Genomic DNA, 14,992 nt, shown 5'->3' on the forward strand with positions numbered 1-14,992 from the left:
TAGCATCTGCATTAGAATCGATTGATAGCTTTTAAAAAAGCGGCAAACTCTTGTGTCATTCGAGTGCCGTCCGCTACTAATTCCCAGTTCCGATATACTACTTTGCCAAGCGTATGACTAAACCACCTACGGCGCTTAATGTGTAGAAAAACTTTATGCCCTCTGATTGGAAAATCCTGAACTGTAATCTCATCAAAGAAACCTTTGGATTCCAACTTCTGAGATTCAAATTCTTTGGGTATATGATTAAATTCCTGTAGATATAAATGCATCACCTCCTCTGTAGTCTTATTAGAAGTAAGTTCAAAATTTTCAATAATGATAGCTGGTAGCAATAACTTTAATAATTCTTCGTAATTTCCTTGCATCTGTTCTTTTAGTAAAATGCAAAGGTCGAAATTATTTTACCTCCCCACAACTTTTGGGACTGATCCATTTTCGTTTTCTAGGAAAAGTGCAATTTCAAAGAGCTAATAGATCAAAAAATCAAAAATAATCCTCTAATTTGTAGAACAGCAGACTATTAGACCCATCCAAAGCGTTCCATCAGTTTTTCTTTCTGCCCTCTTGATACAGGAATACTCTGCTCGTTATTCATCACTAAATAACTTCCTTCTCCTTTAACAAACTTTTTTATGTGATGAATATTAATTAAGAATTGTCTGTGGACTCGTAAAAAATCATGCTCTTCTAATAGTTCCTGTATATCTTTCAGGGTTTTAGCTGTGATATGTTGCTGACCACTTACCAGATGAAATCTTGTATAATTATCATCAGCCTCACAATAGATAATCTCATGGATAGCTACAAAAGTTACGCCATTCTGGTAAGGTAAAGCAAGCCGTTCAGGCAGATAAGGGTTTTTGTGGGTAAATTGCTGTTTAAGATGGCGAATCTGAGCCGAAGAAGTCTGTAGCTGTTTTTCTACTTTTCTTACCGCTGTAATCAACTCCTGTGTATCTATGGGTTTCAGCAGGTAATCAAGCGCACTATACTTAAAAGCTTTGAGGGCAAAACGGTCGTAGGCAGTTACAAAAACCAATAAAAATGTGATTTCGCCTATGGCTTCCAACACCTGAAACCCATTTAGCTGTGGCATTTCGATATCTAAAAAAACTACATCAGGGTTATATCGTCGGATGGCCTCAACGCCTGCCAGACTATCTGTGCAGGTTGCCACTATTTCTATTTGTGGGCAATGCTGACCTAATCTTAGCACCAACAGGCTTACAGCATTAGGTTCATCATCAATAATAATGGCACGTAACATGCGTATTTTATTTAGAATTATATCGGAATTTCAACAATCACCTGTGTGCCGCTGGCTTGCCCCTGTGCATCGGTCAGGTCTATCATCTGTACTTTTGTATTTGTTTGATATAGCCCATTGATTAATTCAATGCGTTCGGTGGTTACTTTCAAGCCGAAAGACTTACGATTAGTGGCTGATTTACTCTTAAACTCAACCGCTTTTTTACGACCAATGCCATCATCTGTAATCAGAATCTGTAATGTTTCGGCTTGTGGCTGTTTTATGGCTATACTTACCGTGCCTCCTTGTGGTTTGTGCATTAAACCATGCCAGACGGCATTTTCTACAAAAGGCTGAATAAGTAGTGGCGGAATCTGTAATATATCGGGTTCAATGTCTTCATCAATTCGTATCTCATAATTGAGTTTTTTGCCAAATCGCATAGCTTCCATTTCTATATAAAATCGTAGTGTTTCTAACTCATTACTGAGTGTTACTTTTTCAGAACGAGAGTTTTCTAACACTAAACGAATTAACCGCGAAAATTTAGTCAGATAGTCAGAAGCAGCATCAAGGTCATTGTTGGCTACGTAATACTGTATAGAATTAAGGCAGTTAAAAATAAAATGTGGATTCATCTGTGCCCGCAGGGCAGCAATTTCAGTCTGTGCAATGCGCTGTTGATATTCGGCTTCACGTTGTTTATTAAGTGCTTCTTCTGCAGCCAAACGACTTTTAAGGGTTTGTTGAGCAATCCGGTATCTATATAAGAGATAAAGAATGCCAAAAATAAAGACAGCTATTAAGCCTCGAAACCACCATGTTTGCCAATAAGGGGGAGTGATAGTGATTTTTAAAGAACGGATATCTGACCAGATGCCTTCTGAATTGGCTCCTTTAATATAAAGCGTATATTCTCCCGGAGGAACATTGGTAAAGGTGGCTGACGGATTATTACCACAGGTAATCCAGTTTTTATTAAAGTTATCCAGACGATACATATACTGATTTTTCTGATGCTGAATATAGGATAGCACCGAGAAACCTACGGTAAAGAAATTCTGGTTATAGCGAAGTGTAATTTCGGGAATAGTGTTAATATTCTGAGAAAGTGCTAACTCCTGATCAAATACTTTGATAAAGCTGAAGATTGGCTTCGGTTTGGATGCATTGTCACGAATTTCTTGTGGATAAAACCGAAATCTATCAAAAAAAAGCTCGTCATTATTACCTTTAATAAGCATTCCGTAGTCATATATTTTCAGGTCATATTCAGCTCCGAATTGCTTAAAAGTGCCTGTATCAGGTGAGTACCTGACAAGCCCATTATCACTTTTTATCCAGAGTATTCCATCATGGGCTAATTGCAGATTGAAAACAAAATCAACATTACTTAGAGGTATTTGCTGCCACTGATTAGTATTCATGGTGTATTTCCACAAACCATGTTTCGTAGCAGCAATCCATATTACTCCTCTTCTGGTGTCTTCTATCATTTTATTAATGGGAATATTACTTTCTGTCGCCTTCCTATTAATGGCATTCTTAATGCTTAATTGCTCAGTTTTAGGATTAAACCACCGAATCAGGTTGTCATCCCAACTCCCTAACCAGATAGTTCCCCGGCTATCTGCCATAACAGACCGGAGCCTTTGCTTATTTATTAAATTTTCAATAGATTTTATATGCCTGTATTGTTTAATGCGGCTATCATATTTAATCAATGACCCTTCGGTAGTTAATGTAGTTTGTGTAACAGGAATCCATATATTACCTTCTTTATCCTGGGTCAGAGACATGACATTATAAAGTTGGTCAGTTCTTAATTTCGAATCCTGGATAGGTGCCTGTACATTTATCATTTGTTTACGGCGTAAATCCCATTGCCTGATACTACCCCCTTCTACTTTTCCGACAAACCATATTACCTGATTAATGGTATCTGGCATAGCCATATGAAAATACTGCTCTGGTGTTTCCCCGTAAGGCTGTCTGAATAATTCGGAGACTTTTCCGCTTTGCTCATCATAAGCAGCTAAAACGAATCCTCTGGGGTTTTGGTAAGTGAAAAATAGCTGTGTTTTATACTGGCAAAATACACGGAGCCTTTCTTTCTTCATTGCTTGAGGGAAAGTTCTGAATACCTGATTTTCAGGGCTTAAATAAAAGACTTCGGCATCGCCAATAGCATTGTGCTTTCCAATCCAGATGGTATTTCTATCACCAGAGAAAATAGAATTTGAATTAGTAGGAGGTGAAAATTGATTGTCCGGAATATGAGGATACTCATGCAATGTTTCTCTGAATTTATCAAAAACTTTAATCCCATTATTGCTATATAGTATAAATTTGTTTTGCTGAAATGTACGAATATAGAATACCTGATTGGCTACCAACTCCGAAAAATGATACTGTTTCCAGCGAAGTGTTTGAATGTCAAACCGTAGTAACCCTAAGTAATACCATCCTCCTACCCAGATATAACGATTATCTATATAGACATTACTAATTGACATTTCCTGAGGAGCATTAGGATTCTTATTCTTAATTTCTGGGTTATAAGCTCCGTATAAAGGATACCATACAGCTATGTTTGAGTGCGGGTCATAATAACCGAAAGCAGAACGCCCATGATCGGTATCTGAGCCATAGCTTATTTGTCCCCATACCCGTCCTTTAGTATCTACAGTCAAAGGTTTACAGAGAATCAGCAGGGAGTCTGGTTCATACTTTTGCGTATAACCATTAAGTAGGTGTGATAACTGAATATGTCTGAATTTCTTTTTTTGAATGTCGAACTCAAAAAAAGGAGACCTTACATTATCAGAATTAGACGGGAATAGTATATATAACTTGCTGACAGAGTCTGACGCAGCACCCCAATAAACGTAATTTTTGACCAATGGGGTGGGATAAGAAGCAAAGGTTTCGGTGGTGGTATCAAAAATAGCCACTCCACTGTCTGTCAAAGACCATACCGTTTTATTAATCATCTGAATGCCGTAAAACCGGGTACTATCATAGGTTTTGGCATAATGCCCATCATATCTAATTAGCGATTGATTATCGGCCACAAACCATAAGTAGCCCTGGTGGTCTTGCAGCCGCATCTCTTTTGAGTAAGCTTTTTTTATAACTTCATTTTCAATCACAAAGGAGTCAAAGCGTAGGTAGGGTTCGTGAATAAAGGTATTAGAAGCAGGTATAAATATAGTCTCTACCTGCTGCGCTTTAGCTTGCAGACCTATCCATAAAAGAAAATACATGCCAATCAGACATCGCATAAAATGTAGGAGACAGCGATTACATTAATTCCTTTCCAAGATAACAGAAATCAGCACTTCTTCAAAATACTTAAGCCTTATTGGCAGTATCCGTCGGTTGAATGGTAGATATTTTGAGCAAACTGCATTCACGTCTCAGTTTTGTCTGCAATTACAAGTCTGCTACTCACTCAAAAAAGTAGCCATTCAACCGATAAAACCTGCTACTCGGCTGTGTGGGATGGAAAAAGCTTTTTAACGTAGGTATTTTAGATGATAGTTAGCAATAAATAAAATAAGAAAGTATAGAGCTAAAGATTTGTACTATCATTAAAATTCATGAAACAAAATGAAATACACTTTCCTTATTGCCTGGTGTTGCTTATTTAATACGCTTGTTACTAAAGCGCAATCTTCTATTTTGTTGGAGCCTTCAAAGGACAATGGCATTTTCTCAAAGCGGGATAGTGCATTGAATTTACAAAGTAATTTACCTATTATATTACCTGCTTCCGGCGCAGGTACTCGTCTGATGTGGATACCTTCTTTAAGTGCATTTCGAGTAGGAACTGTTACAGGTATTTACAGCGCAGATAATTGGAATGCAGATAGTATAGGTAGGTTTTCTATTGCCGGAGGGCTTAATACCAAGGCAACCGGGTATTGTTCAATAGCATTAGGAAGTAGTGCATCGGCAACAGGTAATAACTCCGTTGCCTTAGGAGTTTCAAGCGCTCTTGGTTTAGATGCTATTGCAATGGCGGGAGCGACAGCATTTGGTTCAAATTCAGTAGCAGCCGGTATGTTCTCAGAAGCACAGGGCACGTTTTCAGTTGCGCTTGGGAGGGGAAACATAAGTCTTGGAGCATCGTCTGTTGCATTAGGCTCTTATGCAAAAGCAAACGGTGATTATTCGATAGCGGCAGGTTCTGGCAGCCATAGTTTTGGAGAATCATCCATCACATTAGGACAAGGATTAACGGCCTATAAATATGGGGGTATTAGTATGGGAACATTTAATAACCCTGGTAATACAACAGTTACCAATTATAGTGATTATTCTTATAGCGACAGAATTTTCCAGTTAGGCAATGGTGTTTTTGATTCTTTAGAAAATGCTATTATTTATAGCAATGCCCTCACGGTCATTCGCAACGGCAATGTAGGTATTGGTAATACAGTTGCTGCACTGGCTCCTGGTGAGCGCTTGGTTATTGATGGTAATGTCAGTGTCGTAGATGCTGCTAAAGGTATTAGGCTTTCGGCAAATTTTAGCCCCCTACTTACCAAAACTTCCGACGTATTTACCTCAGGTGCTTATCAGAATCTTGGACGTTGGGGGCTTTTTAAAGATACCGATAATTTTACTTTCGGTATCCCGGCTATTACTAATAAAACCTTTCGCTTTGTCAGCTATAATGATAACAGCACTATTTCTAAAACGGTATTGGATATTAATCAAAATGGCAATGTATCGGTTGAAGGTTTTTCCAAACTGGGAAGCAGTGCTCCGGCGATTAAAGTACTCAAACTAACAGGTACAACGGCAGCGACGCAGGGAACTTATACCTCAATAGCTCATGGACTTAGCTTGTCCAAAATTCTGAGTGTAGAGGTTTTTGTATCGGTTTCGGCCACAGTGAAGCATGGGCGAGGATGGACTGCTTACGGTGGGCATCAGTTTGATTTTTATATAGATAGTACTGTGATTCAAATTCTGAATATTGCAGGCAACAGCAGCAGCATTCTGAGCAAGCCTTATACGGTGCTTATTACTTATGAACAGTAAGGTAAAGATTAGGACTGAAAAATAACAGATTCCATTGGTTTCATAAAGCAATACTTTATACAAATCTTTATTCTTATACATATACCCATGAAAAATTTTTTATTCTTTATTTGCTTGCTGTTGATACAGATGAATGCTGCAGGGCAGTATAAAAACTATCAGTATGAATCTTATCATAAATTAGGTGTGCTACCAAGAGATATTCAAGCCTATACTGACTATGGAACTCCTCAGGAATACTATATTGATGCCAACGCCAACATCATCCGTACTACCGTAGTGGTTCGCCCTACTGATGTGAAGCCCTCTGGTAACGATTCACTATTTGTTTACCCCTATGAGCCTAGTCCACCAATATATAGTCAATATGCTTATAATGTAGATTTTTTAGTTACGAAAACCGACTCGTTAGGCAATTTGCTCTGGAGCCGCAAAATGGGTGGGGCTACGCTTGATTTTCTGGACAAGACTGCCGTTGACAAGGATGGTTTTATATATCTTACGGGACGCTCGCAAAATGGTATTATGCAGCCGGACGGCAGTACAGTACCCCAGGATGGTTTAGGTTTTGCCCAATGGATAGTGAAACTTTCGCCTAATGGTGATATTGTATTTGCCAAAAACATTATGAATCTGGTTGAAAAGAAGACAGTTGTTATGGCTGGGATTTTACCTGATAAATTCGGAAATTTTTATCTGTACGGCAAGTATGATATGGATTTCGACCCTTCACCCCTGGATTCAGGACCTAATTCCGAAAAAGCAAGTATATTTTTAGTAAAATATGATAAAAACGGGAATTTTCTATGGGTACGAAAAATCATCGGCAATTTATCAAATGGTCAATTTCTTCCTATGGATATAGCCTATGACCCAATTAGTGATAAAGTGGTAATAAGTGGTACATTTACTGGATTATTGGATTTTCATCCGGAGGATGACGCTTTTGATGTTTCAAGCTATTTAACAGACTGCGTAGCCGAACCTACAGATCCGACTTGCCAGACAAACATTCCTTTTTTTGCTAAATACAAATCCAACGGTGATTTTGAATGGGCAAAAGTATTAAAATCAGAAGGTCCAAGTTCTTTAACTGGAACCTCCGGTTTGTTTCGTGTAAAAATTGATAATAGCGGTGGCATTGCTTTACATGGCCAGATTTCAAATCAACGTTTAGATTTCGATCCTTCGGCTTCTACCTTTTTTGTAGAAGAATTTGTCGGTGCATACGGAATCTTCATAAGCAAATATGATTCGCTTGGGAATTTTAAATTTGTGTTGCCTTTTGTTAATAAAAGCTCTGAGCCTTTTAATTTTTATTTCGATGCCTATAACAATATTCACGTCAATACCTGGATAGATTTGTCAGGCACCTATGATTTTGACCTCCGGACTACACACCAGTTTATTATCAATGCTGAAAATGCCATAGACCCTCTTGTAGTAGTGTATAATGGGCAAACAGGCTTAGTACATGATTATCTGCGTCCGGCCAGACAAAAAACATTTACAGGAAGCTATGCCGCTGCTATAGAGCTTCGCGAAATGCGCTTTACGCAAAGCAATCAGCTACGCATTCTTACCAGCATTCAGGTATATGAACCCCGTGATGCCATAGATCTAAATCCCTCGCCTTTGGCTGATATTGATTTTATGCCTGATTGTAAAAGGGTATATGTAGAGTCAGCCGGGGTTATATGGTTTTGCGATATATTGCAAACATTCCGTTTTAAAATACAGAAACCTGCTGTTAAGGTGAATGCCTGTTCTGCCGGAAGTCTTACGTTGGGTATGGATGGATGTAGGGGTGGCACACCTGTCTGGTCTAACGGAGCTACCACCACTACTATCAGTGTCCCTCCATCTACTACTGCGGCCTATACGGTTCGTTGTAGCCTGAATGGTTTATTGAGTGAAGCATCTGCGCCATTTAATACTCCTTTGTCGGCCAATACCGCTCCGCTTATTTCAACACCACAAACCTCTATATGTGCAGGAACCAAAATTGAGCTATCGGCTACTAATTGCAGTGGTGCGGTTCAATGGTTCATTAACACTACTCAAATCGGTACGGATGATAATATCATTGTAAATCCTTCTACGGAAACTACCTATCGGGCTCGTTGTAACCGTTGTGGCAGTAATAGTGCCTATTCAGCCAATCTCACGATTCAGATGAAAACTGCCGAAGTACCTGTTATTGGAGTTACAAAAAGCAGTATTTGTCCCGGCGAAAGTAGTACATTGAGTGTGAATAATTGTAGTGGCTTAGTTACATGGAATTATGAGGAGAATGGACAAGTTCTTTATTATACAGGTAATTCTTTATTGGTTACACCTGCCAATACCACTAATTATACAGCTACTTGTAAAGTCTGTTCCTTAATTCAACAATCATCTTTCAATCTTGTTGTAAATACATCCGGCGCTTTGCCTGAAGCATCAAATACAGGCCCATACTTTGAGGGTAATACGATAGAGCTGATGGCCGATGGCCTTGGTGGCAATACCTATACATGGACAGGCCCGAATGGTTTTACAGCTACAGGACAAACCATCAACCGTACCAATGCCACCGCTGCTATGGGAGGTATTTATACAGTAACGATGAATGATGGTGTGAACTGCCCTGCCGCAAATACCACAGAAGTAATCATTTTTAATTCAGGCGGAGTGCCAACTCCAACATTATCTCCCTCTGCTACCACTGTCTGTGCAGGGCAATCGGTTACTATTACAGCGTCAGGCTGTACGGGGGGCTCAACCATATGGTCAACAGGTATTACGGCCAATAGTATTACAGTGAGTCCTACACAAACCTCCAATTACAGTGCGCATTGTGTAGTAGGGAGTACATCAGGTGCAGAATCAGACATCGTGACGATTACGGTGAACCCATTGCCAGCTACGCCAATGGCTACTTCATCCTATACCAATAGCCTTACACTTTGTCCCACACAACACCTTTACCTGAGTGTATATGGTTGTGCCAACATGACAACCGTATGGTCAACAGGGCAAACAGGTGCATCCGTTACGGTTTCGAATCCTGTATCAGGTCAGGCTTACACGGTACGTTGTTTTAATAGTACTTGTTATAGTTCAGTCTCCAACAACGTTATACCTACTGTATTAAGTAATCCGGCAGCTCCTGTTGTTACGGTTAGTCGTAGTACTATTAATTTAGGGGAGTCTGTTACTTTAACAGCAACGGGTTGTGCTAATCAGGTGCTTTGGTCTAATAATATGAATGGTAGCGTTATACAGTTATCTCCCGAAACCACCACCACTTACACAGCCCGATGCGTAGCTCCGGCAGGTTGTAACAGTAATCTGTCAAATAGTGTTACTGTCACCGTTAGTTACATATCCAATACCCGATATGAATCGCTCTTCCGCTTGGCAGAAGCTAAACAATTTGCCGGCAATAACATTAACGGATCAGCATTCTTAAGGGTAGAAGCCTCAACCCGTGATAATGCCAATAATCTGTATATAACGGGTGCTTTTAATGGTACGTATGACTTGGACCCCTCAGCAGCAATATTTAACATTCAGACCGATCCTTACAGCATATCAACCGGATTCGTCGCCAAATACAGTGCCAATGGTGCTTTTGTATGGGGCAAAAAATTTTCCTGTGAAGCCTATAACACTGGAGCAATCGAAATTGCCCTTGATAATAGTGGTAATATCTATACATCAGGCTCAACCGCAAGTTCTACCAATTCCACGGGCACAGGTCGTTTTTATATAAATAAATTCAACCCGGCAGGCACCGAAATATGGACAAAGATATGCAATACAACCAATCCAAATTTTAATTCTTATCTGAACTCGTTAACTACCGACAATGCAGGAAATGTATATGCTATGGGGACCTTCACCGGAGATATTGATTTTGACCCATCAGCCAATACATTCATGATGTCGGTAGAACATTATGCTATTGCCTTACTCAAACTCAATAGCAATGGAGATTTTGCATGGGCAAAAACTTTGATAAGTGATTTCAATGCCCATGCCGGAACTATTCGTATGAATGCTGCCAACGAGTTGGTAATAGTAAATACCTATGGTGGAGCTATGGACGTTGATCCATCAGCCAATACGGTTCGTCTGCCACCGGGTGAAGGGATATTTTTAGGTAGATATACCACCGATGGTAACTATATATTTGCCAGAAGCATTGCACGCACCGCCCCAATGAGTGGTCCTGTAAGATTAGAAATTGATACCAACGGCAATTATATTGTAGCCGGATATTATCAGGGCATTCCACTCTTTGGGCCTTATAATCAATACCAGTTAGAACTACCTGAAAAGCCTATCAGTTCAGGTGCAGGAAATGCTACTGCTTTTATCGCTAAATATAAACCTGATACAGATGTGCTATGGATAAAGCCCCTACCTTCAACCGGACTTTTTAACAGAGGTTTAGATATTAGTCTGGGTTCATGTAATCAGATATATGTAGGAGGCCTTATCAATAGCTCCATCGATTTTGACAATACAGGTTTCTCCATGCCAGGCAATGTGATTGACAACGATGTGTATTTAGCCGCACTAAACCCCAATGGACAAATTACCGATGCCATGGTGCTGAGCGAAGCAAGTTCAGGAGACGACAGTGAAAAAATACTGACAATTACAGCTATGCCAAATGGTAAAATCTGGACAGCAGGTAGTTTCTTTCATACGATTGATTTTGACCCAACAGCCGGAACTACTAACTTAACCACAAGCACTGAAGCCCGTGACGGTTTTATTGCCTCTTATACCTTAAATCTGCAGGCACCTGTTATTTCGGCTTCAATTACTACGATTACTACCGGACAAAGCAGTATACTAAAAGCGGTCGGTTGCGGGAGTGGAGTAATTACCTGGTCAAATGGTTTCACGGGTCAACAAATCTCGGTAAGTCCTTCATCTACTACCACCTATCGGGCCATTTGTACGCTTTGCGGAGTGGTATCCGGCAACTCTAATAGTATTACCATTAATGCTCCTTGTCAGACTTTACTTACTCCTACGGGTACAATCACATCCGACCAAAAAGCATCCAATACAGTTATCACTGTCAACGGGAGTGCAAATCAGATTTCAATAGGTAGTACGGTTATTTATCAGGGCGGGCAATATGTACAATTGAATCCTGGTTTTCAAACGAATAGTGGAGCTGTTTTTACGGCAAGAATTTTGGCTAATTGCCAGTAGAAGAAGGGTTAATAGGAACATCAATATAAAGTGTTTTCAGACTGAAAATCCTTGTGTCGGCGGTTTGATTCCTTTTCTACTATTTACAAGCGCAAGTATCTGATAACCGGATACTTGCGCTTGTTTGTTGAAGGGAACTGAAAAGCCAAAAGTAATCTATCCTAATAATCCATTAAAGGCAATGGTAGATATTGTTTGAAAATCGTAAGTTTTAGTTTGATTTTCGTTAATAGACATTACGATAATCAATTAATTTTGTGCTTTCATTTATCAGACCGTTGCAGAATATGGGGAATATAGAAACATTAGAAGAACTTTATAAAAGAAAGTTTGATTGGTTACCTGATAATCTTCGTAACGAAATCGGGCATTTTAATATATTCAGACTGGAGCCTTTTACAGGCGAAAAAGCCAAGCCTATTCCTTATAAAAGAAGAGATTATTACAAAATAATGCTGGTTATCGGAAACAGTAAGGTACATTATGCCGATAAAATTTTTGAGGTAAAAAAACAGGCTTTGTCTTTTTCTAATCCCCAGATACCCTATAAATGGGAACATTTGGATAATATACGTGAAGGAGTTTACTGTATTTTTAATCAGCACTTTTTCAATCAATTCGGCAATCTGAGTCAGTATGAGGTTTTTCAACCCAATGGCAATCATATCTTTGAACTGACTGATGAGCAGGTAAATAAGTTGACTACTATTTACGAACGTATGTTTGAGGAAATCAACTCTGATTATATTCATAAATATGATGCCTTGCGGAATCTGGTATTTGAATTACTACATTTTGCTACAAAAATGCAACCCTCATCTACTTTCGATAAGCATCCGATTAATGCTTCGCAACGGATTTCGACTTTATTTCTTGAACTATTGGAAAGGCAGTTTCCTATTGAGGAGGCACACTCGAAAGTAAACTTTCGTTCTGCCTCTGACTTTGCCAGCCAGCTTAATGTACATGTAAACCACTTGAACAGGTCGGTAAAAGAAGCCACCGACAAAACAACTTCACAGATTATTGCAGAGCGTGTTTTGCAGGAAGCCAAAATCCTGCTTAAACATAGTAAGTGGAATATATCTGAAATTTCTTACGCCTTAGGTTTTACAGAGGTTACTCATTTTAATAATTTCTTTAAGAAACATTTGCAACAAAGCCCGTCTCAATTCAGGAATGTTTGATTTTCGTAAGTAATCCTTTGAATTTCGTTATTTTGAGTGATAATGAACTGCTAATTTTGTTCTATCATTATAAAGCATCAAATTATTAATAGTCATGAACAAGCGTAAATTAGGGAATACTGGTCTGGAAGTTTCTGCCATAGGATTAGGTTGTATGGGTATGAGTTTTGGGTATGGTCCGGCAGGTGATAAGAATGAAATGATTAAAGTTATGCGTACTGCCGTAGAACAAGGCATAACCTTTTTCGATACGGCTGAAATATATGGCCCATTTACGAATGAAATCTTAGTTGGAGAAGCATTAGAACCATTCAAAGGAGAAGTAGTTATTGCTACCAAGTTCGGATTTAATATTGACCGCTCTCAAAATAAAAGCGTTGGTTTAAATAGCCACCCTGCTAATATCAGACGAGTAGCTGAAGAATCGCTGAAACGATTAAGAGTTGAGGTTATCGACCTTTTCTATCAACACCGTGTTGACCCGAACATACCTATTGAAGAAGTAGCCGGAACGGTAAAAGACCTAATCAAAGAGGGAAAAGTAAAACATTTCGGGCTTTCAGAAGCCGGAGCTAATACTATTCGTAAAGCACATGCTGTACAGCCAGTTACGGCTTTGCAAAGCGAATACTCTTTGTGGACACGCCAGCATGAAGCAGAAATTATTCCAACCATTGAAGAACTGGGCATTGGTTTAGTAGCTTATAGCCCTTTGGGAAAAGGATTTCTGGCAGGTAAAATCGATGAAAACACGCAGTTTGCCGAAGGCGACATTCGTAATATTTTACCCAGATATACCGAAGAAGCCCGTATGGCCAACAAGGCCTTATTAGATTTATTAATTCAGTTTGCAGAACGAAGAAATGCTACCCCTGCGCAGATTGCCCTGGCATGGGTTCTGGCACAAAAGCCCTGGATTGTACCAATTCCGGGAACTACTAAAATACATCGTTTAACAGAGAATAATGGGGCAGCAAACATTCAGTTGACACCGGAAGAATTGCAGGAAATCGAAAACGTATCGGCTCATATCAAAGTAATGGGTACCCGCTATCCGGAAACTATGGAGAAATCTACTGGATTATGATAAACTGTTTGAGTTAAACTTTATAAATTAAAATGAGTAGTGCGCCCCTGCGCCTATTTTTTGCAAATACAAGTCGAACCGCCGACATGGTAGCAAAACCGGAGTTTAGTAGCCGTAGTGGAACTGAGCTAAATGAGAGGACGCCGCTCGGGATTTTGATGGTGCAGGATTTGTGAAAAAAAATTATTTTGAACAGAATAAGATTAACTCATAAAGTTTCTAACTATACACTCAGTTCATTCGATACTCATTTGGCGTTAATCCTACTTTTTGTTTAAACAATCGGCTGAAATGTTGTGGATATTTGAACCCCAATTCATTGGCAATTTCATTGACAGTTTTATTGCTTTCAAACACTTTATTTTTAGCTACTTCAATCGTTTTATTCAGTATAAAATCCTTGGCGCTTTGACCTGTTTCTTTTCTTATTAAATCACCGAAATAATTGGCCGATAAATGCAATTCATCAGCAAAATAGGCTACTGATGGCAAGCCTATTGTCTGAGGTTTATGAGATAAAAAATAACCGTTGATTAATTCTTCAAACTTTTCTAAAATACCTTTACTCGCATTATCTCTTGTAATAAACTGGCGGTCGTAGAAGCGTTCACAGTAATTCAAAAGTAGTTCGATATTTGAAGCAATGAGCTTCTTGCTATGTTTGTCGATAGGCTGTTTTAATTCAGATTCTATTTTTGAGAAACATGCTAAAACCATTTGTTTTTCGTCGTCAGATAAATGTAATGCTTCGTTGGTATGATAACTGAAAAACTTGTAATCCTGCATATTTTTACCAAGAGCTGTACCTCTCAGAAAATCCGGATGAAAAAACAATCCATCGCCTGATGGCTGATATGCACCTGTATTTTTTATTTCTGCAATCTGACCCGGAGCGAAAAATAGTAATGTGCCTGCCTGATAATCATAATAATTACGTCCATATCGCATGTCGCCACATTTTACATCTTTCAGAATGAGGCTGTATAAACCATAATGAAACTTGATAGACTCAGCATCTCCCCAATCTCTTGGATTGGCTTTTGAAAAATCAATTACGCTCACCAAAGGGTGCAGTGTTTTTTGATTATTAAAGGCATTCCACTCGTTTATATCGTTAATGTTTAAAGTATTTTCCATCCTGATTATGATTTGGGTATAAATTTAGCACTATATCAAACTTATTTTGTGCCTATCAGT

The 14,992-nt window shown here is 39.1% G+C and carries 8 protein-coding genes; 4 read left to right on the top strand and 4 right to left on the bottom strand.

What is annotated here, in order from left to right; genetic code table 11:
- Nucleotides 1–11: 11 nt before the first annotated feature.
- From EWM59_RS01145 to EWM59_RS01155, 3 genes are all read right to left on the bottom strand, one after another.
- A complete protein-coding gene (locus tag EWM59_RS01145) occupies nucleotides 12–368 on the bottom strand; it encodes an ISAon1 family transposase N-terminal region protein (protein ID WP_130019108.1) in 357 nt (118 codons plus the stop codon).
- 155 nt (nucleotides 369–523) lie between these two features.
- Nucleotides 524–1,270 (bottom strand): LytR/AlgR family response regulator transcription factor, encoded by a 747-nt coding sequence (locus EWM59_RS01150; protein WP_130019109.1) that lies wholly within the window; start codon nucleotides 1,268–1,270, stop codon nucleotides 524–526.
- 17 nt (nucleotides 1,271–1,287) lie between these two features.
- Nucleotides 1,288–4,536, bottom strand: coding sequence for a histidine kinase (locus tag EWM59_RS01155; RefSeq protein WP_130019110.1), 3,249 nt, complete (start codon nucleotides 4,534–4,536; stop codon nucleotides 1,288–1,290).
- A gap of 328 nt (nucleotides 4,537–4,864) precedes the next feature.
- Here EWM59_RS01155 and EWM59_RS01160 point away from each other — a divergent pair, with 328 nt between their 5' ends.
- From EWM59_RS01160 to EWM59_RS01175, 4 genes are all read left to right on the top strand, one after another.
- Nucleotides 4,865–6,304 (top strand): hypothetical protein, encoded by a 1,440-nt coding sequence (locus EWM59_RS01160; RefSeq protein WP_130019111.1) that lies wholly within the window; start codon nucleotides 4,865–4,867, stop codon nucleotides 6,302–6,304.
- Nucleotides 6,305–6,391: 87 nt separating this feature from the next.
- Nucleotides 6,392–11,521, top strand: coding sequence for a 3-coathanger stack domain-containing protein (locus tag EWM59_RS01165; RefSeq protein WP_130019112.1), 5,130 nt, complete (start codon nucleotides 6,392–6,394; stop codon nucleotides 11,519–11,521).
- A 287-nt stretch (nucleotides 11,522–11,808) separates the two neighbouring features.
- Nucleotides 11,809–12,708 carry a helix-turn-helix domain-containing protein gene (locus tag EWM59_RS01170; protein WP_130019313.1) on the top strand — a complete coding sequence of 300 codons (900 nt, stop codon included), beginning with the start codon at nucleotides 11,809–11,811 and terminating at the stop codon, nucleotides 12,706–12,708.
- A gap of 94 nt (nucleotides 12,709–12,802) precedes the next feature.
- Nucleotides 12,803–13,795, top strand: a complete 993-nt coding sequence (locus tag EWM59_RS01175; protein WP_130019113.1) for an aldo/keto reductase — start codon at nucleotides 12,803–12,805, stop codon at nucleotides 13,793–13,795.
- Nucleotides 13,796–14,026: 231 nt separating this feature from the next.
- Here the strand turns inward: EWM59_RS01175 and EWM59_RS01180 are convergent, their stop codons facing one another.
- Nucleotides 14,027–14,932: a helix-turn-helix domain-containing protein gene (locus EWM59_RS01180; protein ID WP_130019114.1), complete on the bottom strand. Its 906-nt coding sequence runs from the start codon at nucleotides 14,930–14,932 to the stop codon at nucleotides 14,027–14,029.
- Between the last annotated feature and the right edge of the window lie 60 nt (nucleotides 14,933–14,992).

The sequence above is a fragment of the Emticicia agri genome (assembly GCF_004168285.1).
Lineage (GTDB): Bacteria > Bacteroidota > Bacteroidia > Cytophagales > Spirosomataceae > Emticicia > Emticicia agri.